This window comes from Xanthomonas sp. WHRI 10204 (assembly GCF_040202875.1).
Classification (GTDB): domain Bacteria; phylum Pseudomonadota; class Gammaproteobacteria; order Xanthomonadales; family Xanthomonadaceae; genus Xanthomonas.
In genome coordinates this window covers 89,838-116,680 of record NZ_JBEGDW010000001.1, presented here as the reverse complement: position 1 = coordinate 116,680, position 26,843 = coordinate 89,838, and the positions used below count along the sequence as shown (strand labels likewise).

Annotated in this window: 23 protein-coding genes and 1 other RNA gene; 15 read left to right on the top strand and 9 right to left on the bottom strand. The window is 66.6% G+C overall.

What is annotated here, in order from left to right:
• Window positions 1-99: 99 nt before the first annotated feature.
• Entirely contained in the window at window positions 100-1,977 is a 1,878-nt protein-coding gene (rpoD, locus tag ABQZ00_RS00505; protein ID WP_055847682.1) for an RNA polymerase sigma factor RpoD, read from the bottom strand.
• Between the two features lie 108 nt (window positions 1,978-2,085).
• The gene (dtd, locus tag ABQZ00_RS00500; protein WP_311239047.1) at window positions 2,086-2,526 is read right to left on the bottom strand and encodes a D-aminoacyl-tRNA deacylase; all 441 of its coding nucleotides are present in this window, start codon (window positions 2,524-2,526) and stop codon (window positions 2,086-2,088) included.
• Between dtd and ABQZ00_RS00495 the strand changes: the two genes are divergently transcribed.
• Complete coding sequence (locus ABQZ00_RS00495; RefSeq protein WP_323537931.1) at window positions 2,525-3,541, top strand: lauroyl acyltransferase; 1,017 nt, start codon at window positions 2,525-2,527, stop codon at window positions 3,539-3,541. The genes dtd and ABQZ00_RS00495 overlap by 2 nt on opposite strands.
• Window positions 3,542-3,590: 49 nt before the next feature.
• Here the strand turns inward: ABQZ00_RS00495 and ABQZ00_RS00490 are convergent, their stop codons facing one another.
• Window positions 3,591-4,112 carry a GNAT family N-acetyltransferase gene (locus tag ABQZ00_RS00490; RefSeq protein ID WP_323537886.1) on the bottom strand — a complete coding sequence of 174 codons (522 nt, stop codon included), beginning with the start codon at window positions 4,110-4,112 and terminating at the stop codon, window positions 3,591-3,593.
• 241 nt (window positions 4,113-4,353) lie between these two features.
• Between ABQZ00_RS00490 and ribA the strand changes: the two genes are divergently transcribed.
• From ribA to ABQZ00_RS00470, 4 genes are all read left to right on the top strand, one after another.
• The gene (gene ribA, locus ABQZ00_RS00485) at window positions 4,354-5,487 is read left to right on the top strand and encodes a GTP cyclohydrolase II RibA (RefSeq protein WP_323537887.1); all 1,134 of its coding nucleotides are present in this window, start codon (window positions 4,354-4,356) and stop codon (window positions 5,485-5,487) included.
• 270 nt (window positions 5,488-5,757) lie between these two features.
• Window positions 5,758-5,834: non-coding RNA, sX9 sRNA (locus ABQZ00_RS00480), on the top strand.
• Window positions 5,835-6,059: 225 nt separating this feature from the next.
• On the top strand, window positions 6,060-6,536 hold the full coding sequence (locus ABQZ00_RS00475) for a PH domain-containing protein (RefSeq protein WP_055850214.1): 477 nt from the start codon (window positions 6,060-6,062) through the stop codon (window positions 6,534-6,536).
• The gene (locus tag ABQZ00_RS00470; RefSeq protein WP_323537888.1) at window positions 6,533-8,041 is read left to right on the top strand and encodes a PH domain-containing protein; all 1,509 of its coding nucleotides are present in this window, start codon (window positions 6,533-6,535) and stop codon (window positions 8,039-8,041) included. The genes ABQZ00_RS00475 and ABQZ00_RS00470 overlap by 4 nt, the downstream gene beginning before the upstream one ends.
• 75 nt (window positions 8,042-8,116) lie before the next feature.
• Here the strand turns inward: ABQZ00_RS00470 and ABQZ00_RS00465 are convergent, their stop codons facing one another.
• On the bottom strand, window positions 8,117-9,175 hold the full coding sequence (locus ABQZ00_RS00465) for a CDP-glycerol glycerophosphotransferase family protein (RefSeq protein ID WP_323537889.1): 1,059 nt from the start codon (window positions 9,173-9,175) through the stop codon (window positions 8,117-8,119).
• On the opposite strand from ABQZ00_RS00465, the gene ABQZ00_RS00460 reads away from it, so the two are divergent.
• Window positions 9,176-10,000 carry a glycosyltransferase family 2 protein gene (locus ABQZ00_RS00460; protein WP_323537890.1) on the top strand — a complete coding sequence of 275 codons (825 nt, stop codon included), beginning with the start codon at window positions 9,176-9,178 and terminating at the stop codon, window positions 9,998-10,000.
• Window positions 10,001-10,200: 200 nt separating this feature from the next.
• Here the strand turns inward: ABQZ00_RS00460 and ABQZ00_RS00455 are convergent, their stop codons facing one another.
• The 5 genes from ABQZ00_RS00455 to def all read right to left on the bottom strand — a co-directional run bounded on the left by ABQZ00_RS00455 (window position 10,201) and on the right by def (window position 16,543).
• Complete coding sequence (locus ABQZ00_RS00455) at window positions 10,201-11,478, bottom strand: O-antigen ligase family protein (protein ID WP_323537891.1); 1,278 nt, start codon at window positions 11,476-11,478, stop codon at window positions 10,201-10,203.
• 152 nt (window positions 11,479-11,630) lie between these two features.
• A complete protein-coding gene (locus ABQZ00_RS00450) occupies window positions 11,631-13,352 on the bottom strand; it encodes an ArnT family glycosyltransferase (protein ID WP_323537892.1) in 1,722 nt (573 codons plus the stop codon).
• Between the two features lie 49 nt (window positions 13,353-13,401).
• On the bottom strand, window positions 13,402-14,712 hold the full coding sequence (gene rsmB / locus ABQZ00_RS00445) for a 16S rRNA (cytosine(967)-C(5))-methyltransferase RsmB (RefSeq protein ID WP_323537893.1): 1,311 nt from the start codon (window positions 14,710-14,712) through the stop codon (window positions 13,402-13,404).
• The gene (gene fmt, locus ABQZ00_RS00440; protein WP_115554730.1) at window positions 14,712-15,635 is read right to left on the bottom strand and encodes a methionyl-tRNA formyltransferase; all 924 of its coding nucleotides are present in this window, start codon (window positions 15,633-15,635) and stop codon (window positions 14,712-14,714) included. The genes rsmB and fmt overlap by 1 nt, the downstream gene beginning before the upstream one ends.
• Window positions 15,636-16,030: 395 nt before the next feature.
• A complete protein-coding gene (gene def / locus ABQZ00_RS00435) occupies window positions 16,031-16,543 on the bottom strand; it encodes a peptide deformylase (protein ID WP_115514054.1) in 513 nt (170 codons plus the stop codon).
• 131 nt (window positions 16,544-16,674) lie between these two features.
• Here def and ABQZ00_RS00430 point away from each other — a divergent pair, with 131 nt between their 5' ends.
• The 9 genes from ABQZ00_RS00430 to ABQZ00_RS00390 all read left to right on the top strand — a co-directional run bounded on the left by ABQZ00_RS00430 (window position 16,675) and on the right by ABQZ00_RS00390 (window position 26,727).
• Window positions 16,675-17,811 carry a LysM peptidoglycan-binding domain-containing protein gene (locus tag ABQZ00_RS00430; protein WP_055847644.1) on the top strand — a complete coding sequence of 379 codons (1,137 nt, stop codon included), beginning with the start codon at window positions 16,675-16,677 and terminating at the stop codon, window positions 17,809-17,811.
• A gap of 71 nt (window positions 17,812-17,882) precedes the next feature.
• Complete coding sequence (dprA, locus tag ABQZ00_RS00425; protein ID WP_323537894.1) at window positions 17,883-19,019, top strand: DNA-processing protein DprA; 1,137 nt, start codon at window positions 17,883-17,885, stop codon at window positions 19,017-19,019.
• A gap of 43 nt (window positions 19,020-19,062) precedes the next feature.
• Window positions 19,063-19,536, top strand: a complete 474-nt coding sequence (locus ABQZ00_RS00420; RefSeq protein WP_003484452.1) for a DUF494 family protein — start codon at window positions 19,063-19,065, stop codon at window positions 19,534-19,536.
• Window positions 19,537-19,576: 40 nt separating this feature from the next.
• Window positions 19,577-20,299 carry a pilin gene (locus tag ABQZ00_RS00415; RefSeq protein ID WP_323537895.1) on the top strand — a complete coding sequence of 241 codons (723 nt, stop codon included), beginning with the start codon at window positions 19,577-19,579 and terminating at the stop codon, window positions 20,297-20,299.
• A 40-nt stretch (window positions 20,300-20,339) separates the two neighbouring features.
• The gene (locus ABQZ00_RS00410; RefSeq protein WP_323537896.1) at window positions 20,340-21,659 is read left to right on the top strand and encodes an RDD family protein; all 1,320 of its coding nucleotides are present in this window, start codon (window positions 20,340-20,342) and stop codon (window positions 21,657-21,659) included.
• Window positions 21,660-21,841: 182 nt separating this feature from the next.
• A complete protein-coding gene (locus ABQZ00_RS00405; RefSeq protein ID WP_115529047.1) occupies window positions 21,842-24,355 on the top strand; it encodes a DNA topoisomerase I in 2,514 nt (837 codons plus the stop codon).
• A gap of 8 nt (window positions 24,356-24,363) precedes the next feature.
• The gene (gene tsaC / locus ABQZ00_RS00400) at window positions 24,364-24,927 is read left to right on the top strand and encodes an L-threonylcarbamoyladenylate synthase type 1 TsaC (protein WP_323537897.1); all 564 of its coding nucleotides are present in this window, start codon (window positions 24,364-24,366) and stop codon (window positions 24,925-24,927) included.
• A gap of 376 nt (window positions 24,928-25,303) precedes the next feature.
• Window positions 25,304-26,077: a DUF4124 domain-containing protein gene (locus ABQZ00_RS00395; protein WP_311240676.1), complete on the top strand. Its 774-nt coding sequence runs from the start codon at window positions 25,304-25,306 to the stop codon at window positions 26,075-26,077.
• Window positions 26,074-26,727: a DUF4124 domain-containing protein gene (locus ABQZ00_RS00390; protein WP_323522578.1), complete on the top strand. Its 654-nt coding sequence runs from the start codon at window positions 26,074-26,076 to the stop codon at window positions 26,725-26,727. The genes ABQZ00_RS00395 and ABQZ00_RS00390 overlap by 4 nt, the downstream gene beginning before the upstream one ends.
• Window positions 26,728-26,843 lie beyond the last annotated feature (116 nt).

The following is a 26,843-nucleotide window of genomic DNA, read 5'->3' as shown; positions in this document are numbered from 1 at the left end:
GTCGCTGCTGCCGGCCAGCATCGCCGGGCAGGTGCCTGAAACGCAACAGCCCCGCATGTGCGGGGCTGTTGTGCGACCATTTTCCAACAACGACTAGGGTCAGTCGATGTCCAGGAACGAGCGCAACTGTTCCGAGCGGCTGGGATGACGCAGCTTGCGCAGCGCCTTGGCTTCTATCTGCCGGATCCGCTCGCGGGTGACGTCGAACTGCTTGCCGACTTCTTCCAGCGTGTGATCGGTGTTCATGTCGATACCGAAGCGCATCCGCAGCACCTTGGCCTCGCGCGGGGTCAGGCCGGCCAACACGTCACGCACCGTCTCGGAGAGATTGATGTTGGTGGTGTTGTCGATCGGGGACTCCACATTGGTGTCCTCGATGAAGTCGCCCAGATGCGAATCCTCGTCGTCGCCGATCGGGGTTTCCATCGAGATCGGCTCCTTGGCGATTTTCATCACCTTGCGGATCTTGTCTTCCGGCATGTCCATTTCCTTGGCCAGTTCCTCCGGCGTGGCCTCGCGGCCGAACTGCTGGAGCATCTGACGGGAAATGCGGTTCAACTTGTTGATCGTTTCGATCATGTGCACCGGAATACGGATGGTGCGCGCCTGATCGGCGATCGAACGGGTGATGGCCTGACGGATCCACCACGTCGCATACGTGGAGAACTTGTAACCGCGACGGTATTCGAACTTGTCCACGGCCTTCATCAGGCCGATGTTGCCTTCCTGGATCAGATCCAGGAACTGCAGGCCGCGGTTGGTGTACTTCTTGGCGATGGAAATGACCAGACGCAGGTTGGCCTCGACCATTTCCTTCTTGGCCTTGCGCGCCTTGGCTTCGCCATAGGCCATCGCACGGCTGATCTCCTTGATCTCGCCCAGAGTCAGGTAGTTGGCCTTTTCCATCTCGATCGAGCCCTGCTGCTCGGACACGATCTGGTCCTTGACGTCGCGCAGCGCGGACGACCACTTCTGCTTGCGCTTAAGTGCGTCTTCCACCCATTCCAGGTTGGTCTGGTTGCCTTCCCAGGAGCGGATGAAGTCCTTGCGCGGCATGCGTGCCACGGTGGTCGCCAGGTGCAGCACCTTGCGCTCGTGGTCCTTGATGCCGTTGACCACACCACGCAGCTGGGTGACCAGCGCGTCGGTCAGCGGCAGCGGCAGCTTGAGCGTGGTGAAGATGGCGGCCATGTCTTCGCGCGCCTTGACCACCAGCTTGTGCTCGGCACCGTTCTTGGCATAGATCTTCTTGAACTTGGCGTATTCGTTGGCCAGGTTCTCCATGCGCGTGGCGACTTCGACCGGGTCCGGACCGGTCGGGCCGGCCTCTTCTTCGGCAGCGTCGTCGTCGCCATCTTCGGCGTCGTCGTCGTCGGCAGCATCGTCTTCGGAGACGGCAACCGGGCCGGCGGCGGCCAACGCGGCAGCGGCGGCATCGGCTTCTTCGATCAGGTCGTTGAAGCCGACCACGATCTCGGCCAGACGCTTCTTGCCTTCCTTGTGCGCTTCATAATCGGCGAGCAGCATTTCGGTCGACAGCGGGAACACACCCAGTGCTGCCTGGACCTGGCTCAGGCCTTCTTCGATGCGCTTGGCGATGGCGATTTCGCCTTCGCGGGTCAGCAGTTCGACCGTGCCCATTTCGCGCATGTACATGCGCACCGGGTCGGTGGTACGGCCACCTTCGGTATCGAGGGCAGTCAGCGCTGCGGCGGCTTCTTCGGCGGCAGTGTCGTCAACCTCGCGGTTGCCGGTGTTGCCATCGTTGAGCAGCAGGGTTTCGGCATCGGGGGCAACTTCATGGACATCAATGCCCATGCCGTTGATCATGCTGATGATGTCTTCAATCTGCTCCGGGTCGACGAGGTCGTCGGGCAGATGGTCATTGACTTCGGCGTAGGTCAGATAGCCCTGTTCCAGGCCCTTGCTGATCAGTAGCTTGATGTCGGATTGCTGGGCAGGACGTTCGTTGGCCATGAGTGCTCGCGCCACCGGCTTTGAGATTGGAAAGAGAACCTAGCATTATACCAGCGTGAAGCCCGGTCTGCCGGAATCAAGACGGGACCGCTGGTAGAACTGCGCTGGCTAGGGTCTGAGAAGGAAGGTCACCGGGCCGTCATTGACCAGGTCGACAACCATATGGGCACCGAAGCGCCCGGTTTCCACCCCGGCGTGGTGATTTTCGCGGCAGATCGCCACCAATTGATTGAACGCCCGTTCAGCCTCCAACGGCGGTGCCGCAGTGCTGAAGCCCGGCCGGTTACCGGAACTGGTGTCGGCGGCCAGGGTGAACTGGCTGACCAGCAACAGACCGCCGGCAGTGTCGGTGAGCGAGCGATTCATCTTGCCGGCATCGTCGCCGAACACCCGGTAGCTCAGCAGGCGCTCGGCAAGGCGCCGGATCTGCGCGTCGCTGTCGCCGGGCTCCACGCCGACCAGCGCCAGCAACCCGGGGCCGATTTGCCCGACGACCTGGCCCTCGACACTGACCGAGGCCCGGGTAACGCGTTGAATCAATGCAAGCATCGGTTTTCTCGCCCAGCAAACTGTGCCGCGCAGCATGCCCGGCGCTGTCCGCACTGTCACGCGCGGGCCTTCGCCGGCTGCGCTGTTTAGAATTGCGCGGATGAAACCTGATGTCCGCGCCCGACTGCTCTATGCCACCGCCGCCACCGTGGGCCGCCTGCCGTGGCCGCTGCTCAAACGCGTGGCCGATGCGCTGGCCTGGAGCTGGCGCAAGCTCAACGCGCGCGAAGCCCGCGTGGCCCGCCGCAACCTGGAACTGGCCTACCCGGAATTACCCGCCGCGCAGCGCGCGCAGCTGCACGCGCAAATCCTGCAATCGACCGCGCGCCAGACCCTGGAAGTGCTGCGCACCTGGACCCGCCCGCCGGCCGACAACCTGGCGCGCCTGCAACGCAACGGGCAGGAGCTCTACGACGCGGCGCTGGCCTCCGGACGTGGCGTGATCGTGGCGGCGCCGCACTTCGGCAACTGGGAGCTGCTCAACCAGTGGCTGTCCGAGCGCGGGCCGATCGCCATCGTGTACCGGCCGCCCGAGTCGGAGGCGGTCGATGGATTTCTGCAGCTGGCGCGCGGCGGCGACAACGTGCGCCAGGTACGTGCCGAAGGCCCGGCGGTGCGGCAGTTGTTCAAGGTACTCAAGGACGGCGGCGCGGTCGGCATCCTGCCCGACCAACAGCCGAAGATGGGCGATGGTGTGTTTGCGCCGTTCTTCGGCATCCCGGCCTTGACCATGACCCTGGTCAACCGGCTGGCCGAGCGCACCGGCGCCACCGTGCTGTACGGCTGGTGCGAACGCACTGGCGGGGATCTGCAGTTTGCCCTGCACGTGCAACCGGCCGACCCGGCAGTGGCCGACCCCGACCCGGTGCGTGCCGCCAGCGCACTCAATGCCGGCATCGAACAGATCGCCCGGCGCGACCCGGCGCAGTATCAGTGGACCTACAAGCGCTACACGCTGCGCCCACCCGGCAGCGGCGAGGCCAACCCCTACGCGACCGAGCGGCATCCGCATTGATCGTCGCGCCGCGCCGACCTGATCGAGCGCGGCAGCCGGGCCGGGTGCGTCAGTCGTCGTGCGGGTCTGCAGGCGTCGCCAGAATGCGTTGATAGAACGCCAGATCCAGCCAGCGCCCGAACTTGAACCCGGCCTCGCGCACGGTGCCGGCATGGGTAAAGCCGAACTGTTCGTGCAGCGCGACGCTGGCCTGGTTGCTGGCGTCGATGCCACCGACCAGCACATGCACGCCACGCTGCTCGGCCGCGGCGATCAGCGCTTGCAACAACGTGCGCCCCAGGCCTTTGCCGCGATGGTCATGGTGCACATAGATCGAATGTTCGACGCTGTACTTGAACGCCGGCCAGGCGCGAAAGGTGCCGTAACTGGCAAAGCCCATCAGCGTGCCATCGGCATCTTCGACACCAATCACCGGAAAGCCGCCCGCGCGCTTGGTGGCGAACCAGCCGACCATGCTCTCCGGCAGACGCGGCCGGTAGTCGTACAACGCGGTCGAGTTGGCGATGGCCTCGTTGAAGATGTCCAGGATCGCGCTGGCGTGACGCGCTTCGCTGCAGTCGATAAGACGCATGGGATCCGCTGAGCTGAGAGGTGATCGAATTAGAAAGCATTGCCGGGCGCTGAACAACGCGCGCGGCGCACAACCAATCGGCGCCTGTGCTGTCACTCAATCGCAGCCACTGGATGCAGCGTTCCACCCGACAGTGGCAGCCGCCAGTTGCGAACCACGCGACAATGGCGCCATGCGGCCGGCACTGGCGCGGCGGCGTCCGCCTTGAAGCGGCCGTGGCAATCCCCATCTGGAGTCGTGCATGAGCAGCCCCGTCCCCTCCTCCAGCGCGCAGGCCTTCGGCGACCCGGCAGCCATCCGCTGCGAGCGCGCCGCGTCCGAGTTGCGCGCCGGCCGGCCGGTGCTGTTGACCGCCGCCGACGGGCAGGCGCGTGCGGTATTGGCGTTGGACAGCAGCACGGCGCAGTCGTATGCCGCGTTCGCACGTGCCGCGCAGGGCCGTCACTATCTGTTCGTCACGCCGACCCGCGCCCAGGTGCTGGGGCTGACTGCGCCGCAGGGCGCGCGCGTGGCCCTGGCCGACTATAGCTACGACCAACTCGCCGCATTGGCCTATCTGCGCGACACCCCGGTGCCGGCGCAGTGGGCGGCCGGCGATGCGCTGGATGCCGGCGGGGTGGAGATCGCGCGGCTGGGATTGTTGCTGCCGGCGCTGCTGGCCGTGGAGCTGCGCGACGTGCACGCCCACGCCGCCTTTGCCGGATGCCAGTCGCTGAGCCTGGACGATCTGAGCAGTGGCTGCGCCAAATCGGCTGCGGCCAGCTTTGAGCTCGTCACCCGCACGCCGGTGCCATTGCGCGGCCTGGGCATGAGCGAATTCGTGGTGTTCCGTGGCGGCGTCGCGCAGCGCGACCAGGTGGCGATCGTGGTGGGCCAGCCCGACCTGTCGGGCGCGGTACCGGTGCGCGTGCACTCGTCGTGCCTCACCGGCGACCTGTTCGGCTCGCTCAAGTGCGACTGCGGCGACCAGCTGCGGCACGGCCTGGCCAAGTTGAAGGATCTCGGCGGCGGTGTGCTGCTGTATCTGGATCAGGAAGGCCGCGGCACCGGCATCGCCGCCAAGATGCGCGCCTACGGCTACCAGCATGCAGGCCTGGACACCATCGATGCCGATGCGCAGCTGGGCTTCGGCCCGGACGAGCGCCGCTACGGCAGCGCGGTGGCGATGTTGCGCGGCCTGGGCATCGGCCGCATCCGCCTGCTGACCAATAACCCGGCCAAGGCCGAGCGGCTGCGCGCCGCGGGGATCGCTGTCGAAGATCGCATCCCGATCACCGGCGATATCACCCCTGAAAACGAGCAGTATCTGCGCACCAAGGCCGCGCGCGCCGGCCATGCGCTGGATGTGGATGCGCTGATTCTGGCTGCGCAGTAAGCGCGGGCAGCAGGCTGCCTGGCTGGGTGTCACCGGCACGCAGGAGGCGCGTGCCGGGGCCGATGCATCCGGCCATCGGCGCCTAATGCGTACCTACTTTTGACGTCTGCCTGACGAAGTTCCGTGTTTCGATCGTCATCGCTGCGCGCCATCGGCGTGGGTGTCGGTCTGCGAGACCCGCCGTGTAGCGCAAACGCGCGCACTGATGAGGATCGCCTAACGAAACGACTGCGCAGCCACCAGGCGGGCGCTGCCGGTGCTCGGTGCGGCATATACCACTCGTACACTCCGGTTTCTAATGCGCCGCCCACGCCCACCTGACGATTGCTCGCTACGTTTCGTTAGCCGCTCTAGAAACACTCTCGACCCCCGAACGTGGTTGCCCGCTGCACCACGACGGCGTCTGTCAGCCGTCCAACCCAGTTCCTTGCAACCCAAGGCCAGAGCGGATGCGCCCTGACCGGGCACCCGGCTATGCTTGCGCACCGCTTCTGCAGGCACGCCTCGTGCACGACGCTCCACCGCCGCACCCCGACATCCTGGTCAGCGCCGCGCCTGCCGACACACCGCCGGTGGACCACGCGCACTGGCAGCAGTTACCACGCCGTGGCGCCTACGTGGCCGCGGTCAATGGCGCACTTGGCGGTGGCTGTGCCGGCCTGATCGCGGCCGGTGTCATCGTCACTGCGCTGCATGCCTGGCACTACTGGCCGGCGGTGCTGGGCGTGACGCTGGTGCTGGCGATGCTGTGCGCATGGCTGGCAGTCAAAAGGCACCGGCTCACGCTGTGGAAACTCGACCAGCATGGCCTGGCGCTGCAACGCGGGCATCTGTGGCAGAGCGACACGCGCGTGCCGATCTCGCGCGTGCAGCACGTGGATCTGCGCCGCGGCCCGATCGAACGCGCCACGCGCCTGACCACGCTGGTGGTGCACACCGCCGGCAGCCGGCTCAATGCGGTGGCACTGTCCGGCCTGGATCAGGCCGATGCCGAACATCTGCGCGACCGCCTCGCCCGCCAGCTCGATCACCACGACGACGCGCTGTGAATGCCATCGAGCACCCCGGCCACGACGAGCAGCGCCTGCATCCGCTGTCGTGGGTGTTCGTGCTGCTGCAGCAGATTCGCCAGTTCCTGATTCCGTTGGTCGCCTTGGTCGTGTTCGGCAGCCGCGACGGCAGCCGCGATTTTGCCGACCACATCGCCACCGCCGTGGTGATCGCCGTGCTGGTGGCGATTTCGGTGCTGCGTTACTTCACCTATCGCTATCGCATCGGGCAAGACAGCGTGGCGATCCGCAGCGGCCTGCTGGAGCGCAGCCGGCGCGACATTCCATTCGCCCGCATCCACAACGTGGTGGTGCATCAATCGCTGCTGCACCGGTTGGCCGGTGTGGCGGAAGTGCGGCTGGAATCGGCCGGCGGGCACAAACCCGAAGCAGAAATGCGCGTGCTGCGACTGGATCAGGCGCTGGCGCTGGAAGATCTGATACGGCGCCGCGCCCACCACGCCGATGCAGCTGCAGCTGCCGTGCAGACCGACGACCGCACCACCTTGTTGCGCCTGCCGATGGGCGAAGTGATCCGGCTGGGCCTGATTTCCAACCGCGGCATGGTGGTGGTTGCCGCCAGTTTCGGCGTGATCTATCAGATGATTCCGCGCCGCGTGGCGTCCAGCTTTATCGAGACCAATGGCGAGATCGCGTACCGCTACGTCAGCCAGATCCATCCGGGGGCGGCGGTGACCACGATCCTGGTGGTGATTGCCGCCGTGGCAGTGCTGCTGGCCATGCGCGCGCTCTCGGTGGCCCTGGCCGTGGCGCAATACCACGGCTTTCATCTCAGCGAATCGGAGCGGCGCCTCACCGTGGAGCGCGGCCTACTGACGCGGATCCGCAGCAGCGTTGCACTGCGGCGGATCCAGTCGTGGACGGTGTATGAAAGCCGGCTGCATCGCCTGTTTGGCCGCCGCCAGTTGCGCGTGGATACCGCCGTGACCAACACCGGCGACAACCACGATAGCGCGCTGAAAGAGCTGGCACCGATCGCCGAGCCGCAGCGGTGCGATGCCTTGTTGCAGCGTCTGCTGCCGGGTATTGCGTGGCCGCCGGCGCAGTGGCAGGCAATCGCCACGCACTGCTGGTGGCGGCTGAGCCTGCCGACGCTGCTGATGTTGCTGCCGCTGGTGGCCGGGCTGGCGTGGCAGTTCGGCAGTCAGGCTGCGTGGTTGCTGCTGTGGCTGCCCTGGAGCGCCTTCAAGGCGCATCGCCAAGTGCACCGCATGGGCTATGCGGTGGATGCGCGCTATGTGGCGGTACGCGGCGGCTGGTGGAAGCGCTGGTGGCGGCTGGCCGAGCTGGATAAGCTGCAGGCGCTGCAGCTGCAACGCTCGCCGCTGGATCGCCTGACCGGCACTGCCACGCTGTGGCTGGACACCGCCGGCGCCAGTCCCACCGGCCCGGCCTTGCGCTTGCGCTTTGTGCCTTTGGCGCAGGCGCAGGCGCTGCAAACGCAACTGGGCGCTGCGCTGGCACGGCGCAAGCTGCGCTGGTGATTGGTGATTGGTGATTGGTGATGGCTGATTGGACCAGCCTCGCTGATCGGCAGGGAGATCGCCCACGACCGACGATCAGCGCTGCGCCGGACCCCAATAGCCGAGTTCGCGCCGAATCTGTAGCGCTCGCCACAGGGCGCCCAGCGGCTTGCGTCGCAGTGTGCCGAGCTTGCCGGCGATGAAATCCTCAGTGGCGGCAATCACCCGTTCGGACGATCTGCCATCGCGATACGGATGGATCGCATCGGCATAACTGGCCAGCGCGCCGCGTAGTTCGGCATCCGGCGCCAGCGCGCGCGCCAGTTGCTGCGGCAACTGCGCAGGCTGCTGAAAGTCCAGCATATGCGGCTGCGGCACGCGGTTGCGGAAGGTCACCACCGGTTTGTGCTGCACCACGAACTCGGAGACGATCGACGAGGTGTCGGAGACCAGCACATCGGCCGCACGCTGCGCCGCCACGACCTCTTCGGGCTCGACAAACCGCGCATTGGCACCAGCCAGCGCGCGATAGCGGTCGAACAATTCCGGCGCGCATTTGGGATGCAAGGTGAGCAGCCAGTAGTGCGCACCGCGCGCGATATCAGCGGCGATTTCCTCATACAGCACAGGTGCCGCGCTCAGGCGCTCGGTAAAGGTGGAACCGAACAGGATCACCGGCCGCCCGTTAGCGGGCGCACGCAGCGTGGCGCTGTGCCCGCCGTCATCGCGAAACACCGGATCGAGCTTGGGCCAGCCGGTTTCCACCACCACAAAATGGCCCTCGCGCGCCGCCAGTGCACGAAACGGCGCAGTGGTGGCCGGGCCTTGCGTGCAATACAGATCGAACAAGCCGCGCACACGGAAATGGCCGCGATTGTCCTCGCGCTTTTGCACGTTGAAGCCGTGGAAAAGCTGCACCTTGGCGCCAGAAATAAACGGCGGCACCCAGTTGGCCGCACTGAACACCGCACGCGGACGCAGGGCCAACGCCTCGCGCAACCCCACTTCGCGCACGCCCGGCAGCACCAGTCCGCGCGCACCGCCTTCGTACCAGGCGGCAACCGTGTCGCCGCGGGCCTGTAATGCCTGCGCCAATGGCGCCAGAATAGGCAACGCGTAACGCTCCGTTGCGAACAGCAGGTAATCGGCCATCACATGTCCTCTTCGACCGCACCCGACGAACGGCCTCGCATTAGCGCCTGCATTATCGCGTTCAACGAGGCCGATCGCCTACGCGACTGCCTGACCTCGCTGGCATTCTGCGATGAGATCGTGGTGGTGGACTCCGGTTCCACCGACGCCACTGCTGCCATTGCCAGCGCGCATGGCGCGCGCGTGCTGCAACGCGCCTTCGATGGCTACCGCAGCCAGAAGGCGTATTGCGTCGCGCAAGCCGGCCACGACTGGGTGCTGTGCCTGGATGCGGACGAACGCGTCAGCGACAGTTTGCGCGCATCGATCCTGGCGGCACGCGATGCCGGCTTTGCCGACGCGGCCGGCTACCGGTTCGCGCGGCTCTCCGAGTATTTCGGCCGCTTCTTGCGCCACGGCAATGCGTATCCGGACCGCGTGCTGCGCCTGTTCGACCGACGCCGTGGCGGCTGGCGCGGCAAGCGCGAGATCCACGAAGCGGCCAGCGTCGATGGTGCCGTGGTCACCTTGCGCGGCGACCTGGTCCACTACCCCTATCGGTCGCTGATGCAGCAGCTGGCCAAGACCCAGCGCTACGCACAGATGATGGCCGAGCATGACTACGCCCGTGGCAAGCGCGCGACCTGGAGCAAGCTGGTGTTGGCGCCGGCCTGGCGCTTCTGGCGCGGCTATCTGCTGCGCGGCGGGTTTCGCGATGGCTGGCACGGGCTGATCTACGCCTACGTGCGTGCCAATTACGTACGCCAGAAGACCATCATGCTGTGGCTGCTACAGCACAACCAGCCGGTACAGGACCCGCCGCGCGCCGCGGATCAACGCAGCGACTGAGCGCGGTCAGCACGGCTGCTGCGCTCATCGCCAGGCGGCGCGACCGATGCGCTCGGTGGCCACGTACTCGTCGCACAGATGAGTCGCTTCGCATGGGCGGGCAGACGCATGACGGCTTGCGCAGGTCTTGATGCTTGTTGGCCGCACTCCAGCCGATCAGTTTCCGAACACGCGAAGCGTCTCCAACTCACATCCGCTCACTACGCGTTGCCGAGAGCCTTCGGCATTGCCGGCTGTGCCTGACGTGCAGCCAGGCCCACCAATATGCCGACCATCGCCGAGTAGAAGCTTGCCGAGACCTGGTGCGCGAACATCGACTGGGTCAACCCGCACAGCGCATAGCTGATCACGATCATCACCCCGGCCGCCGCCGGCCCGCGGAACTGCACCTGCCCGCTGCGCCGATGCAAGCGCACGAACACCCACAGCGGCACGCCATAGACCGCAATCAGCAGCAACAGCCCGGGCACGCCCTGGGTGGCACCCCATTCGGCCAGATCGTTATGCGCATGGCCCAGATGGCAGCGCAGCAGCCAGGTGCCGCTGGCACAGACCGGCAACTCGCGCATCGCATCATCGAACCGACCTACACCGACGCCGGTCAGCGGATGCGCGCGCAAGGTATCCCAGGCCACATGCAGGCGTTCGATGCGGGCCCCGGCAGACGAATCGCTGTCGCCCACTTCGTAGCGTTGCAGATCGCTCTGCAACTCGCCCAGGCGCATCTGGTCGGTCAATGCGGGCACGCTGACGACCACGCCCACCGCCAGCACCGCACCGCCGACGAAGGTCAGTAGCCGCATGCGCGCGCTATGCCACGGCGCGCCCCAGGCCAGCACGCCCACGGTGGCCAGCAACGCCAGCCACACGCCGCGGCTGCCGCTGAGCACGATCACCACCACCGCTGCGACCGCCGCAGCGACCAGCCAGCGCACAGCGCCGACCGGACGACAAAACGCCACCACCACCAGCAACATCAGCGCGATGTCGGCAAACACAATCGCATTGGTAAAGCCTTCTGCACGGTCGGCGCCATTCATCACCTGCAGCAATGCGATCAACATGGCCGCAAACACGCCGGCCAATGCGCCCCGCCACAGCCAGACCTGGCGGGGTTGCAAGGCGTAAGCCCATAACGCTGCCCAGGGCAGCACCAGAAAGCGCGAGCGGTTGTCGACATCGCGCAGGCCGTGCTCGAACAAGGCGATCGACAGCAGCGACATTGCGATCACGACCACCGTCAGCCACCCCACCGCGCGCAACGCGCCGCTGCGCGCCGCGATGCCGGCACGCAGGCTGCGCCAGCCGACCAGCGAGCCAAGCAACAGGCACAGGCCGAACGGCAGCAAGCCGCTGGGCATGCTCACCACCAACGCGGTCAGCGTGAACACCCCCAGCTCGGCGATGCCCACGCCCGCGCGCGATGCCACGGGTGCGGACTGCGGGAGCGAAGTGGGCTGGGTACGCAGTGAATTCATTGAAAGATCGGTGGCGGAAGGGGGCGAGACAGGCACTGCACGTCAGCGACGCCGACCAAGCTAACGATGTCCCGCATGAATGACTGCTAGACAATCGCCAGCCACTGCAGTGGCGTGATGCAGGCAGGACCTGAAATGCGCGCGTGAAGGGCTCATTCGACGTCCAGGTTGCCCTGTTCCTTTTCTTCGACCGCCCGCTCCGTGGAGCTGGCCACGCAGTCGCCGCGCACCGCATCGCCCGGCACCAGCCACCAACGACGTCGATTGGCCACACCGACCAGCTGGCTGCGACTGCGGTCTACGCAACCCAGCAGCGCCGTCTCCTGCGCCATCAGCCAACGCTGCCCCGGTTGCTCGGCCTGCCAGGCCACGCCGCGTCGCAGCTGTTCTTCCCATGGCACCTTGAAGCCGAAGGTCTGCGCCGGGCGGTCGGCCATCAGCAGGTTCTGCTCCTTCCACGCCACCAGGCCAAGCTGGGCATCCGGGCCGATACGGCGCCCGACCTCGCGCATCACCGCACCGGCCGAACTGGAATCATTGAAGATCGGGTAGCAGACCAGCCCGAACGCCACCCACCACGCGCCCAGCAGCGACACCACCGCCAGCGCGGAGCGGCGCACGCGCAACAGCAGCAGGCTCGCTACGCCCCAGGTACCCACCGCCAGTAGCAGCCAGCCCAGCGGGTCGGTGGCTTCGCTGCCGACCCCGCGGCTATCCATGATCTTCTGCTCGAATACGGGGTGCCCGATCAGCATCGCCGCCCCGCCTGCGGCGAAGACCACAGTCAGCAGCAGCGCAAAACCGAACAGCACCCGCTGCACCCCGACCCGGCGCAGCAAACCCGCGGCCAACGGCGCCAGTGCCAGGCAGAACATCGGCAACGCCGGCAGGATGTAGACATCGCGCTTGCCGCTGGGGATGGTGAAGAACACCAGCACCAGCAGCCACCACGCCAATGGCAGCAGATAGCGCGCATCGCGCCGGCGCAACCGCCGCCGCCACGCCGGAATCGCCCATGGCAACAGCAGGACGGTCGGCATCCACATCGTGGCCATGCTCTGCAGGTGGTACCAGATCGGCTGCGCGTGATCCCACGAACTGGCGTAGCGCTTGGCGGTCTGGCGCAGCAGGATGTCGTTGAGATACACGCGGTATTCGGGCTGGCCGGCGGTCAGCGCGGTGACCATCATCGGCACGAACCACAGCGCGATCGCCACGAAGAAGAACAGCGGCCCGAGCCAGAAGCGGCGGTCGCGCACATGCACGCGCACACCCGGCCAACCGCGTGCGGCGGCAATGCCGGCCGGGATCAGCATCAGCAGCGCGATGATGCCCACGCCCTTGGTGATCACACCCAGCCCGGCGGCAAACCAGCCCAGCGTCCACCAGCGCCAGGCCGGGCCCATCAACAGGTGCCGCAGCAGCCCGTAATTGGCCAGGGTGATCCAGAACACCACCAGCGGGTCGATCTGCGCCTTCTTGGCCTGGAAGGTGAAGTGCAGGGTGAACAACAGCAGCCACGCGGCATACACCCCCACCCGCCGGGTCCACAGCCGCCGCCCCAGGTCGTACACACAGGCCAGCGTACCCAGCGCCGCAAGCAGCGACGGCAGCAGGAACGCCACCCGCCAATTGCCCAGCAGCGTGTAGAACAGCGCCTGCAGCCACATCAGCATCGGCGGCTTGTCCGAATACAGCTCGTTGCCGCGATGCGGGAACAACCAGTCCCCGCTCAGCACCATCTGCTTGGCGACCAGCGCAAAACGTGGCTCGTCCGACGGCCAGGGGTCACGCAACCCCAGCCCGGCACCGATCACCAGCACCGCGGTGATGGCCAGCAACCAGAAATCCTTTGAAGCACGGGTCTTGAGCATGGCGGGCGGCAATGGGACGCGAAAAGGGAGCGCCGGCATCGGCGCGCGATCAGGACGCTTTTAGCAAAAGCGCGTAGAAGAAACCGTCGCAGTGCTGCTCGCCGGGAAACCGCTGACGTCCCGGGCCCGCCGCATGGCCGAACTGCGCACCCAAGGACTGCGCCTGCGCATCGGGCGTGCGTTGCAGGAAGGCCTCGACCTGCCCCTGGTTCTCGCGCGCCAGCAGCGAGCAGGTGGTGTAGAGCAGCTGGCCGCCCGGACGCAACGTGCGCCACGTCGCATCCAGCAAACGCGCCTGCAGGGCGCACAGCGCATCGATGTCGTCGGCACGGCGGTGCAACAGCACATCCGGCTGACGACGCACCACGCCGGTGGCCGAACACGGCGCATCCAGCAGTACCGCATCGAAGGGCTGACCGTCCCACCATGCCGCCGGATCGGCCGCATCGGCCGCATGCAGCGCGACCTGCGCGTTCGGCACGGTGCGCTGCAACGTCTGTTGCACACGTTCCAGCCGGCGCGCATCCACATCCAGCGCGGTGAGCTGCAACTGCGGGTAACGCTCCAGCAGATGCGCCGCCTTGCCACCGGGCGCAGCGCAGGCATCGAGTACCCGCGCCGCCGGCGTCAGCGTCAGCGCGTCGGCCACTTGCTGCGCGGAGCCGTCCTGCACCGAGACCTCGCCTTCGGCAAAGCCCGGCAACTGGCTCACCGGCACTGCACTGTGCAACCGCAGCGCATCAGGCAGCACCGTGTCGATCTGTGCGGAGATGCCCACCTCTGCCAGCCGCGCCACATAGGCGGCTGGGTCGCTGCGCCCGCGATGCACGCGCAGCCACATCGGCGCCATCTGCGCGCTTGCGACGAAGATCGCTTCGGCCTGCACGCCCCAATCGGCGCGCAGCTGCTTGCGCAACCACGACGGCCAACCGGCATCGTCCGAGACCGCCGGAAATCCTTCGCGCTGCGCGCGCCGCAGGATCGCGTTGACCATGCCGGCCTGGCGCGGCCGGCCCAGCGCGCGGCACGCCTCCACGGTGGCCGACAGCGCCGCGTGCGCGGGAAGTTGCAGCACGTCGAGCTGAGCGAAGCCGGCCATCAACAATGCCTTGAGTTCGGCATCGCGCGGCGGCAGCGGGCGTTCCAGCCATTGCCGCAAGGCGACGTCGTAGGCTGGGCGGCGCCGCAGCACCGCAAAACAGATCGCCTCCACCAGCGCGCGATCGCGCGGATCGGCAATGCCAGGCAGCGCAGCGGTCAGTTCGGCCTTCAACGAACGGCCCTGGTCGAACACGGCCGTGAGCACCTTCGCGGCTGCCAGCCGTGAGGCGACGCCGGCCGCCGCGGTGTCGGCGGCCATCAGCGCAGCGCCGGCAGGTCGCGGCGCGCGTTGAGATAATCGGCGGCGGTGATCGCCTTGCCGCCCTCACGCTGCAACACGCGCACCCGCAGCGCGCCCTGCCCGCAGGCGATGTCGATGCCCTGCTTGCTGGCGGCCAACAAGGTGCCCGGCGGCTGTTGATGGGCCAACTCGAGCGCCACCGCGCCATGCAGACGCACCCGCTCGCCGGCCAGCGTGGCCTCGGCCACCGGCCACGGATTGAACGCACGCACGCGCCGCGCCAGTTCCTGCGCCGGCTGCGCCCAGTCCAGCCGCGCCTGCGCCTTGTCCAGCTTGTGCGCGTAGGTGACGCCCTCGGCCGGCTGCGCTTGCGCCACCGGGCGAATGCCGGCACGCAGCAAGCCCAGGCCATCGGACAGCACCTGCGCGCCCAGCGCGGCCAGGCGGTCGTGCAGCTGGCCGCCGGTTTCCTGCTCGCCGATCTCGATGCGTTGCGACAACAGCACCGGGCCGGTATCCAGACCGGCTTCCATCTGCATCAGGCACACGCCGGTTTCGGTATCGCCGGCCTCGATCGCACGCTGGATCGGCGCGGCGCCACGCCAGCGCGGCAGCAGCGAGGCATGCACATTCCAGCAGCCGTGGGTCGGCGCAGCCAGCACCGCCTTGGGCAGGATCAGCCCGTAGGCCACCACCACCATCAGATCGGCATTGAGGCCGCGCAGCGTGGCCAGCGCCTCGGGCGAGCGCAGCGTCTGCGGCTGGTACACCGGAATGCCGCGCGCGATCGCCTCCAGCTTCACCGGCGACGGCGTCAGTCCGCGACCGCGACCGGCCGGCCGATCCGGCTGGGTATAGACCGCCACCACTTCATGCCGTTGCGCGGCAACGCGTAACGAGGCGACAGCGAAGTCCGGCGTACCGGCGAAGACAATTCTCATAGGGCTGGGATTTGGGAGTCGGAATTGGGGATTGGCAACGGCGGATGTGCTAGCCGGGACGGTGGCGGCGGGGAACTGATAGATGGGGTGGACAGCTGGGCGAGCAGGTTTGGCGACCGGCGCAGAAAGCGGCATTGCCCAGCATCAATCGGCGCGGTGAGAAGCGGGAGTTGCAAACAGCAATTCGATAGCCGCGACGGGCAGCGGCTTATCCAATCCCGAATCCCGAATCTCAAGGCTCTGCGCACGCGGACCGGGGCAGTGGCGACTCGACGACTCACGCCAAGAAACAGACCACACCAGGATCCGCGCCCGAAGATTTGAAACAGCAGACTCAACGACCAGCAACAACCCGCTTTTTCCAATCCCGAATCACAAATCCCCAATCCCGGACCTCAAGCCACATGCTTGCGCATTTTGGCCAGCTTCTTGCGCACCATTTCGCGCTTGAGCGGCGACAGGTAATCCACGAACAACTTGCCGTCCAGGTGGTCCATCTCGTGCTGGATGCATACCGCCAGCAGCCCATCGGTGCTCAGCTCGTGAGGCTGCCCATGGCGGTCGAGATAACGCAGGGTGATCGCATCGGCGCGGCTGACATCGGCAAAAATGCTTGGCACCGACAGGCAGCCTTCCTGATACACCTGCTCGCCCTGCCTGGTGATGATTTCCGGGTTGACGAACACCTGCGGGGTGTTCTTTTCCTCGCTGACGTCGATCACCAGGAAGCGCTTGTGCACATCCACCTGACTGGCAGCCAGGCCGATGCCGGGCGCCTCGTACATGGTCTGGAACATGTCATCCAGCAGCGTCTGGAACGCCGGGCTGGTGACTTCGGTCGCATCGACCGGCACGGCTTTGGTGCGCAGCCGCGGATCGGGAAATTCGAGAATAGGGAGCAAAGCCATGGGGTTACCCGTCCAGAAACACCGGCGCGGCGCCGGCAAGACGGGGGCATTCTAGCGCAATGCTTGCGTGGCGCCCCGGTTTCTGGACTATAGTGCGCGGACCTGTTGGGGAATCAGGCAAGAAGGCACTCATGTTGAACCGACTTCGTACGGTCGTCGCTGCGGCGATGCTGACCGTCGCGACCTACGCTGCCGCGCAAGCGGTGGGCGAGCATCCAGACACCTATGTGGTCCGCAAGGGGGATACCCTTTGGGACATTGCTGGGCGTTTTTTGCAAAAACCATGGCTGTGGCCAGAAATTTGGCAAGCCAATCCACAGATCCAGAATCCGCACCTGATCTATCCGGGTGACGTGATCAGCCTGGCCTACCTGGACCGTGTGGGGAAAGGCACGATCCAGCCCGGCCCGCGCCAGGAAGCGCCGATCAACGCGATTCCGCTGGCCGATGTCGAGCCGTTCCTGAAGAATCTTCGCGTGGTCGAAGACTTCGACGAGCTGCCCTACGTGGTCGGCCTGGAAGGCGGACGCTCGCGCGCCACCACCGGGCAGGTCGCTTATGTGGTCGGCCTGGAAGACGCTCAGCCGGGCCAACGCTTTGCGGTGGTGCGTCCGACCGTGAAGTTCAGCCTGCCCAAGCCCAACGAAGACCTGGATATGGCGGGCAACATCACCGCCGGCTCCGGCAACATCTGGAAGAACTTCATCGCGCCGAGCACGCGCCGTGAGTTCCTCGGCTATGAGATGGCGCAGGTCAACGTCGGCACCATCACCCGCAGCGCGGCGGGCGGCAATTCCAAGGCGGCGACCTTGCTGCTGCAGGACAGCGGCCGTGAAGTGCGCGCCGGCGATCGCATCGTGGCAGTGGAAGCGCAGCCGTACGATCTGCAGTTCATCCCGCATCCGCCGTCCGACCAGGCGCTGCAGACCGAGCTGCGCGTGCTGGCCATTTCCGACGCCTTCATCGTTGGCGGTACCCGCGACGTGATCGCCATTTCCGGCGGCGCGCGCGAAGGCATCAACAACGGCACGGTGTTTTCGATCTGGCGCAAGGGACGCACCGTCAGCGACCGCGTGAAGCATTCGCGCTTCTCGCGTACCGATGACGATTTCAGCGGCCCGTCCGGCTCCACCGTCGGCCTGCCCGATGAATATGCCTCGCACGCGATGGTGTTCCGCACCTTCGACAAGGTCAGCTATGCGCTGGTGATGGAAAGCGTCAAGCCAACCGGCCTGGGCTACTTCGTCAAGCATCCTGACGCGCAGTAATCCGAAAGTCCGATGCGGTAACGCGACGGCGCCTGAGGGCGCCGTCGTCGTTTTCGGCCCAGGCTGTGCGCATGGCTCTCACTTCTCCCGATCTGCGCGCAATGTTGATGTTGCTGTTGGCTGGCGGCCGCAGCCCACCGCGTCGCGCGCTGCTGAGCTCTTTCGCCAGCCTGTCCGACGTTCTGACTGCCGGGCCCGGCGCCTGGCGCGCGGCCGGCTGTGACGACCTGCAATCGGAACGGCTGCAGACGCCTGACCCGCAAGCGCTGGATGCGGCGCTGCGCTGGTGCGAACAACCCGGCCACCACCTGATCGGCTGGCAAGACACGGACTACCCTGCACTGCTACGCCACATCGCCAACCCGCCGCTGGCGCTGTTCGTGGACGGCGACCCCAACGCACTCTGGCATCCCGGCGTGGCCGTGGTCGGCAGCCGCTCCGCCACCGCTGGCGGACGCGACCACACCCGCGCCTTCGCATCGAGCCTGGCATCTGCAGGCCTGGGCATCGTCAGCGGGATGGCCGCCGGCGTGGATGCGATCGCACACGACGCCGCGCTCGCCCAGCCTGACGGCATCACAGTGGCGGTGGTCGGCACTGGTGCCGACGTGGCTTATCCCGCGCATCACCAGGCATTGCGCGATCGCATTGCCGCACGCGGCGCAGTGGTCAGCGAATACCTGCCCGGCACCGGGCCGGTGGCCGCGCATTTCCCGGCGCGCAACCGGATCATTGCCGGGCTGGCGCTGGGCACCTTGGTGGTCGAGGCGGCGATGCGCTCGGGCGCGCTGATCACCGCGCGCCTGGCGGCCGAAGCCGGGCGCGAGGTGTTCGCCCTGCCCGGCTCGCTGCACAACCCGCTCGCGCGCGGTTGCCACCACTTGATCCGCCAGGGCGCAACGCTGGCGCAGGAACCGGCCCAGGTCATCGAGGGACTACAACTGCTGTCGGGCGAGTTGGCCACCGCCTTGCGCGAGCGCCTGGCCGCCCCCACTCAAGTGCCCAGGACGACGCGCACCACCACTTCCACGCGCCCGGACCCCGACTACCAGCGCTTGTGGCAGGCACTAGGCCACGACCCTACCCCTATGGATTCCCTGGTCGAACGCACCGGATTGACGGCCGCCGCGCTGTCCTCCATGCTGCTCATCATGGAACTGGAGGGAGACGTGGTCACCGAGCACGGTCGCTATACCCGCAATCCCTAGTTTCTTCACCTCCACAGCGTCGCGCGACGCAGGCCGAGGGGCAATGAAAGAGAGCATTCTCGATGTACTGCTGTACCTGTTTGAACATTATTTCAGCGAAGACGCGGACCTGGTCCGTGACCGTGACTCGCTTCAGAATGGCCTGATCCAGGCCGGCTTCAGTCCCGCAGAAATCAGCAAGGCGTTCGACTGGCTGGACGCGCTCTCCGAGCAGCGCCCAAGCGTGGCGCGTCCGCATGTCGATGGCCCCGTGCGTATCTATCACGGCCCGGAGCTGGACAAGCTCGATGTCGATTGCCGTGGATTTCTGCTGTTCCTCGAACAACACCGCATTCTCGATGCCGACCAGCGCGAGTTGGTGCTGGACCGCGCCATGGCGTTGGACCAGGACGAGCTGGATCTGGACGACCTCAAATGGGTGGTGCTGATGGTGTTGTTCAACCAGCCGGGCGCGGAAGCGGCCTATGCCTGGATGGAAACCCAGATGTTCCTGGACGAGCCTGAACCCGTACACTGAAGGCTGAAGCCGCCACGGACGTGCGTGCGAGGGGACGGGGATGAGCAGTTGGTATTACGCCGAAGGCAACCGCCAGCGGCGTGGCCCGGTGGCCGACGAGGTTCTGCTGGGCCTGTATCGCGATCGTCAGATTGCCCTGGACACGCTGGTCTGGCGCGAAGGCCTGGACCAGTGGCTGCCGCTGGCCGCCTGTGCCGACGCGCTCGGCCCGCCGATTTCCACGGATCTGCATGCCGCTACGGTCCCGCCGCCATTGCCAATGGCAGCAGCGGGCGCCCCGCCGGTCAACCCTGCGTCACCGCACCTGCGCCAGCCTGCCAAGGGGCCAGCATGGCCACTGCTGTTGGTGTTGGGCGCGGTGGCAGGCTTGTTTGTGGTCGTTGCCATGATCGGCATCCTCGCGGCGATCGCATTGCCGGCCTACAAGGACTATCAGACACGGGCCAAGGTCACCGCGGCAGTTGCTGCATTGGCGCCACTGAAGCCGCAGATCGCCGACTTTCTCGCGCGCGAAGGGCGCTGCCCGGAGAATGGGGATACCGGCTTCCAGACGCCCGAGCACTACGCCAACGGCACCCTGACCAGCGTGCAGATCGGCCGTTTCGACACCAGCGCCTGCGGTGTCGAGGCCCTGCTGCATGCGCCGGGCTCGCCCAAGATCGACGGCAAGGCGCTGTGGCTGGATTTCGATGCGGATGCCGGCACCTGGCAGTGCAGTTCCGAGATCGACGACAACCAACTTCCGCAGGACTGCCGCGGCTGACCGGTCGCTGCACGCACAACGCATCATCCAAGGGGACATCATGACGCAGTGGTACTACGCCGACGCACAGCGGCAACGCCAGGGGCCGGTCGACACGGACACGCTTGCCGCGCGCCTGTCGCAGGGCATCATCGATCACACCAGTCTGGTCTGGCGCGAAGGTCTGCCGCAGTGGGTGACCCTGAGCGAGGTTGCGTCCGAACTGGGCCTGGACACGCTGGCGCCAGCATCCCCGCCCACCGCCGCCGATGCGCCGATGCCCGAACAGGGCGAGACTGCGCCGGCCGTCGCACTGCCTGCTGACACAGCGCTCCGGGATGCGACACCGGTTGCCGCAGCCCCGGCGACGGACCTTCCGTCGCAGGCTTGGTCGAGACAGGTAGAGCCTGCCGCGGCGGATGCGGATGCGCTGTCTGGGCCATCTCCGACTCACTCCGGCGCGTCGCCGGAAGCCGTCTCCTGGACGGGCGCGCCTGTGGGCGCCGCAGACCATCCGCCGCACACGGCTGAGCACGCGCCAGCAGGTCAATTGACCGCCTCTGCGCCGGTCGCGTCCGAGGGCAACGAGTCGTGGCCCGGCACGCCTGGCGCTGTGGATCCCGCCGCGCATGTGCCAACCCCGGCGGCGACCGCTGCTACCACCCCACCGCCCCCAGCCCCGGCCGCCACGCCGTTGCCAAGTGCCTGGGACACCCCGGTAGCGGCACTGCCCGCTGCTGCAGTCGTCACCCATGACGCGCCAGTGGTCTACGCGGGCCTATGGCGGCGTGTGGCGGCCAGCATCCTGGATAGCCTGATCACCACCTTCGCGGTCTATCTGATCGTGATTCCGCTGGTGTTCGTCGTGGCGCTCGGCACCAGCATGGGCGATTCCGCGTCGTCGATGGACGACGGCAGTGCGCTGGGCATCGCCATTGTGGTGATGTCCTACGGCATCGGCCTGGCCATCCCCACGCTGTATTTCGCCTGGATGCAGTCCAGCCGGCTTCAGGCCAGCCTGGGCAAGCTCGCCTGCGGCATCAAGGTCGTGCGCGCCGACAGCAACGGAGCGCGGGTCGGGTTCTGGCGCAATGTGTTGCGCTATCTGGCCTACATGCTGATCAGCGTCCTCACCCTGGGGATCGGCGCGGTCGTGGCGGCCTTCATGGCCGGCATGTCGCAGCGCAAGCAGACTCCGCACGACAAGATCTGCGACACGCTGGTTGTGGACCGCTGGGCCTTCACCGACCGCCCGGAGCTGCAATCGCGCGGCCTGGACACGGTGTCGATCGTGGTGCTGGCCATTTACGGGGTGATGCTGGTGTTGTCGATCGTGGTCGTGGTGATCATGCTGGCGACGATCGGAATGAGCCAGAGCTAGCAGTTCGCCGCGCCCGCCGCTTGACACGGCGGCGTCCGCCGTGATCTTTCTAATAAGAGAACTGAACGCCCGGGAGTACTCCCCGGGCGTTAACGTGTGGGAAACGGCCGATCTGCTTCCCTCAACCGGCCAATTAGGCCACGCTACCTGCCCCCCGGGCTCCGCCCCAAGAATTTGCCACCATGCCCAAGCACCTGCTCATCGTCGAATCGCCCGCCAAGGCCAAGACGATCAATAAATACCTCGGCAAGGACTTCACCGTCCTGGCCTCGTATGGGCACGTGCGCGACCTCGTCCCCAAGGAGGGTGCGGTCGATCCGGATAACGGCTTTGCGATGCGTTACGACCTGATCGAGAAAAACGAGAAGCATGTCGAAGCCATTGCCCGTGCCGCCAAGAGCGCCGACGACATCTATCTGGCAACCGACCCGGACCGCGAGGGTGAGGCGATCAGCTGGCATATCGCCGAGATCCTGAAAGAGCGCGGCCTGCTTGAGAACAAGACCATGCAGCGGGTGGTGTTCACCGAGATCACGCCGCGCGCGATCAAGGAAGCCATGCTCAAGCCGCGCGCGATCGCCGTCGATCTGGTGGACGCCCAGCAGGCCCGCCGCGCACTGGACTATCTGGTCGGTTTCAACCTGTCGCCGGTGCTGTGGCGCAAGGTGCAGCGCGGGTTGTCGGCCGGCCGCGTGCAGTCGCCGGCGCTACGCATGATCGTCGAGCGCGAAGAAGAGATCGAAGCCTTCATCGCGCGCGAATACTGGTCCATCGATGCGCATTGCCGGCATCCCTCGCAGCCGTTCAACGCCCGCCTGATCAAGCTGGACGGGCAGAAGTTCGAACAATTCACTGTGACCGACGGCGACACCGCTGAGGCTGCGCGTCTGCGCATCCAGCAGGCCGCGCAAGGCGTGCTGCATGTCACCGATGTGGCCAGCAAGGAGCGCAAGCGCCGCCCTGCTCCGCCGTTCACCACCTCCACGCTGCAGCAGGAGGCGTCGCGCAAGCTCGGCTTCACCACCCGCAAGACCATGCAGGTGGCGCAGAAGTTGTACGAAGGTGTGGCGCTCGGCGACGAAGGCTCGGTCGGTCTGATCAGCTATATGCGTACCGACTCGGTGAATCTGTCGCAGGACGCGCTGGCGGAAATCCGCGACGTGATCGCGCGCGATTTCGGCACCGCGTCGTTGCCGGATCAGCCCAACGCCTACACCACCAAATCCAAGAACGCGCAGGAAGCCCACGAAGCAGTGCGCCCAACCTCCGCGCTGCGCACGCCTGCGCAGGTGGCGCGCTTTTTGTCTGACGACGAGCGCCGCCTGTACGAACTGATCTGGCGCCGCGCAGTGGCCTGCCAGATGATTCCGGCCACGCTCAATACCGTCAGCGTCGACCTGTCGGCCGGCAGCGACCACGTGTTCCGCGCAAGCGGCACCACCGTGGTGGTGTCGGGCTTCTTGGCGGTTTATGAAGAAGGCAAGGACACCAAGAGCAGCGAGGACGAGGACGAAGGCCGCAAGCTGCCGCTGATGAAAGCCGGCGACAACATCCCGCTGGACCGCATCGTCACCGATCAGCATTTCACCCAGCCGCCGCCGCGCTTCACCGAAGCGGCGCTGGTCAAGGCGCTGGAGGAATACGGCATCGGCCGTCCGTCCACCTACGCCTCGATCATCCAGACCCTGCAGTTCCGCAAATACGTGGAAATGGAAGGCCGCAGCTTCCGCCCGACCGACGTCGGCCGCGCGGTGTCCAAGTTCCTGTCCGGGCATTTCACCCGCTACGTGGACTACGACTTCACCGCCAATCTGGAAGACGATCTGGATGCGGTGTCGCGCGGCGAAGCCGAGTGGATTCCGTTGATGGAGAAGTTCTGGGGCCCCTTCAAGGAACTGGTCGAGGACAAGAAGGATTCGCTGGACAAGACCGACGCCGGCAGCGTGCGCGTGCTTGGCGCCGACCCGGTCAGCGGCAAGGAAGTCAGCGCGCGCATCGGCCGTTTCGGCCCGATGGTGCAGATCGGCACCGTGGAAGACGAAGAAAAGCCCACGTTCGCCTCGCTGCGTCCGGGCCAGAGCATCTATTCGATCTCGATCGAGGACGCGCTGGAACTGTTCAAGATGCCGCGCGCGTTGGGCCAGGACAAAGAGCAGGACGTCAGCGTCGGCATCGGCCGGTTCGGGCCGTTTGCACGCCGTGGCACCGTGTATGCGTCGCTGAAGAAAGAAGACGACCCGTACACCATCGATCTGGAGCGTGCGGTATTCCTGATCGAAGAGAAGGAAGAGATCGCGCGCAACCGGGTGATCAAGGAATTCGACGGCAGCGACATCCAGGTGCTCAACGGCCGCTTCGGCCCGTACATCAGCGATGGCAAGCTCAATGGCAAGATCCCGAAGGACCGCGAGCCGGCGTCGCTGACGTTCGAAGAAGTGCAGCAGTTGCTGGCCGACACCGGCAAGCCGGTGCGCAAGGGCTTCGGCGCCAAGAAGGCCACGCTCAAGAAGAATGCAGTGAAGGATTCGGCCAAGGTGGCCAAGGATGCCGCAGCGAAAGACGCGGCAGCCAAGAAGACTGCGGTGAAGAAAGCGGCCACCAAGACCGCTGCGAAGAAGGCGCCGGCCAAGAAGACTGCGGCCAAGAAAGCCGCCAAGCGCGTGGTCAAGAAAACCGTGAGCAAGGCGGCAGGCTGAGGCCCCGCATGCACCACACGCTAGGCCTGGACAGCGCCGTCGCCACCCTGCAGAAGGGCGGCGTGATCGCGTACCCGACCGAAGCGGTCTGGGGGCTGGGCTGCGACCCGGCCCAGGAGGCTGCCGTGCTACGCCTGCTGGAGATCAAGCGACGCCCGGTCGACAAGGGTGTGATCGTGGTGGCATCCGGCATTGAGGTGCTGCGCGACTGGGTCGATCTCGACGCGCTGGAGCCGGCCCGCCGGGATGAAGTGTTGGCCAGCTGGCCCGGCCCACATACCTGGATCCTGCCAGTCACCACCCGTGCGCCGCGCTGGGTCACCGGCACGCATGATGGGCTGGCCGTACGCATCAGCGCGCACCCGGTCGTGGCAGCGCTGTGCGCAGCCTGGGGGGCGCCACTGGTGTCCACAAGCGCCAACCTGGCCGGCGAGCCACCAGCACGCAGCCGCGACGCCCTGGACCCGGCGCTGCTGGCGACCATCGATGGCGTGGTGGCGGGCGATGTCGGCGGGCTGGCGCAGCCCACCCCGATCCGCGATGCACGCACCGGTCAGAGCCTGCGCGACTGAGCTTGCGGTATGTGGGCGGCCTCTGGCCCTGCAGCAGCGGGCATCTGCCGGGTGAGAGACGCCCGGCACCATGAAGATCGTGCACGGCGCCTACGCGCCGACCGAAGGTCACCGCTTCAATCACACCAAGCTGTTGCTGGTGTGCACCGACGTGATGTCATGGCGAGGGCGCTTTCAAACCAGCGTACACAGATCTCCGTGCCCCAGGTCTAGCGCCAGCGCTCACTGACAACGTCACGCAGCAGGCCGCCGAACGGCCACATCGCCACGCCCCAGACGCAGAATCCACCGGCCCGCCCGCTTTCCCGCACGCGGGCCTGAGCAGCGCCCGTCCGCACACTTTGCTGCGCGGCCGCCAAGCGCGCACACTCGGCGCATGCGCACTCTTCCAACCTTTTTGTTGCTGGCCTGCGCGCTGCCTGCCTTGGCAGCGAGCACCGCCGCCAAGCCGGACCCAAACGTGCGGGTCTACCGCTGCGTCAGCAGTACCGGGACCGTGGCTCTGCAGGATGCGCCGTGCAGCAGCGGTCGCCAGCAGGTGCTGGACATGCAGCGCCCGCAGGACCCACCGCCGCGACCGCAACGCGTGGAGGCACCTGCCCCGGTTCCGGCTGCGCCGTCGCGCGAAGTGCGCATCGTCACCGTGCAACCGCCGCAGCCGATGTACGAGTGCACCACCGAAGACGGCGAGCGCTATACCAGCGACAGCCCGGAAGGCAATCCGCGCTGGGTGCCGACCTGGGGGCCGGCCTATGTGGGCAATGCGGTTGGCCCGCCGATCAGCGGCGGGGGTATCCAGCGTCCACCGATCTCGGTCAACCCGCGCCCGGCGATTGCGGTGCAGGGCGGCGCCGGGCGGGGCAGCATCCGCGGCAGTGCCAGCTTTGGCGGCGGTAGCTATCAGGGCGGCTATCAGGACAGTTACCACGGCGGCGGCTACGGCGGCACGGTGATCGTGCCTTACGGCAATGTGCAGATCCGCGACGAGTGCCATGCCCTGCCCGAACAAGAGGTCTGCGCGCGGCTGGCAGACCGCCGCTGGGAGTTGATCCGCCGCTACAACAGCGCGCTGCAGAGCGAACGCCAGGATCTCAGCCGCGAACAACGTGGCATCGAAGCGCGTCAGCAACGCGACTGCGGCGGCGCATGAGCCGCGCCTTGTGGCTGATGCTGTTGCTGGGCTGGGTATCGGGCGCCAACGCCCAGGACGTGGCCATCTACCGCTGCACCGATCCCTCCGGCGCGCTCACCGTGCAGAACATGCCGTGCCCGAAGGGCATGCAGCAACAAAAGAAAATGATGACCGCACCGGCGGCGGTGCCGTTTGCACCGGGCGGCACGCCTGCACCCGCGCCAGTACGTGCTGCGCCAGCTGCACGGCAGCCGCCCGCTATTCCTGCTGCCGTGCCTGCTGCGCCGGCAGCTGCATCGACGCCAGCGCCGCTGACGCCCACCTCCACGCTGCCTCCGCCGCCGTTGTTCGAATGCACCGCACACGACAATGGCCGCTACTTCACCGAAGACCGCGAACCGGCCACACGCTGCCTGCCGATGCAGACCACCAATCTGGCCGGCGGGCCGGCAACCGGCGGCGGCAGCGCCTGCGAAGTGGTCACCGACCGCTGCGCACCGGTGCCGGATCAGAGCCTGTGCGAAGCCTGGCGCAAACGCGCCGAGCAGGCCGAAGCGACCTGGCGTTTCTCCGACGAGGCGCAATCGGCAGAGCGCAAGCAGCGCTACGACCAGATGCGCCGGGTGCTGGACGAAAGCCGCTGCGCCAATCCATCCGCTGCGCCCTGACTGACTCTGCAGGGCTGCGTGCGGGAAGGCGATCGATGGCGAGTGCGTCATGCCTGCGCATCACCGATGCCCCCATCCGCCCTTCGGGCACCTTCCCCCGCGATGCGGGGGAAGCG

Excerpts from the sequence above, each read along its gene's own strand:
- rpoD (WP_055847682.1), bottom strand. The coding sequence starts at position 1,977 with ATGGCCAACGAACGTCCTGCCCAGCAATCCGACATCAAGCTACTGATC.
- dtd (WP_311239047.1), bottom strand. The coding sequence starts at position 2,526 with ATGCTTGCATTGATTCAACGCGTTACCCGGGCCTCGGTCAGTGTCGAG.
- ABQZ00_RS00490 (WP_323537886.1), bottom strand. The coding sequence starts at position 4,112 with ATGCGTCTTATCGACTGCAGCGAAGCGCGTCACGCCAGCGCGATCCTG.
- ribA (WP_323537887.1), top strand. The coding sequence starts at position 4,354 with ATGAGCAGCCCCGTCCCCTCCTCCAGCGCGCAGGCCTTCGGCGACCCG.
- ABQZ00_RS00460 (WP_323537890.1), top strand. The coding sequence starts at position 9,176 with ATGTCCTCTTCGACCGCACCCGACGAACGGCCTCGCATTAGCGCCTGC.
- ABQZ00_RS00455 (WP_323537891.1), bottom strand. The coding sequence starts at position 11,478 with ATGAATTCACTGCGTACCCAGCCCACTTCGCTCCCGCAGTCCGCACCC.
- ABQZ00_RS00450 (WP_323537892.1), bottom strand. The coding sequence starts at position 13,352 with ATGCTCAAGACCCGTGCTTCAAAGGATTTCTGGTTGCTGGCCATCACC.
- rsmB (WP_323537893.1), bottom strand. The coding sequence starts at position 14,712 with ATGGCCGCCGACACCGCGGCGGCCGGCGTCGCCTCACGGCTGGCAGCC.
- fmt (WP_115554730.1), bottom strand. The coding sequence starts at position 15,635 with ATGAGAATTGTCTTCGCCGGTACGCCGGACTTCGCTGTCGCCTCGTTA.
- def (WP_115514054.1), bottom strand. The coding sequence starts at position 16,543 with ATGGCTTTGCTCCCTATTCTCGAATTTCCCGATCCGCGGCTGCGCACC.
- ABQZ00_RS00430 (WP_055847644.1), top strand. The coding sequence starts at position 16,675 with ATGTTGAACCGACTTCGTACGGTCGTCGCTGCGGCGATGCTGACCGTC.
- dprA (WP_323537894.1), top strand. The coding sequence starts at position 17,883 with ATGGCTCTCACTTCTCCCGATCTGCGCGCAATGTTGATGTTGCTGTTG.
- ABQZ00_RS00420 (WP_003484452.1), top strand. The coding sequence starts at position 19,063 with ATGAAAGAGAGCATTCTCGATGTACTGCTGTACCTGTTTGAACATTAT.
- ABQZ00_RS00415 (WP_323537895.1), top strand. The coding sequence starts at position 19,577 with ATGAGCAGTTGGTATTACGCCGAAGGCAACCGCCAGCGGCGTGGCCCG.
- ABQZ00_RS00410 (WP_323537896.1), top strand. The coding sequence starts at position 20,340 with ATGACGCAGTGGTACTACGCCGACGCACAGCGGCAACGCCAGGGGCCG.
- ABQZ00_RS00405 (WP_115529047.1), top strand. The coding sequence starts at position 21,842 with ATGCCCAAGCACCTGCTCATCGTCGAATCGCCCGCCAAGGCCAAGACG.
- tsaC (WP_323537897.1), top strand. The coding sequence starts at position 24,364 with ATGCACCACACGCTAGGCCTGGACAGCGCCGTCGCCACCCTGCAGAAG.
- ABQZ00_RS00395 (WP_311240676.1), top strand. The coding sequence starts at position 25,304 with ATGCGCACTCTTCCAACCTTTTTGTTGCTGGCCTGCGCGCTGCCTGCC.
- ABQZ00_RS00390 (WP_323522578.1), top strand. The coding sequence starts at position 26,074 with ATGAGCCGCGCCTTGTGGCTGATGCTGTTGCTGGGCTGGGTATCGGGC.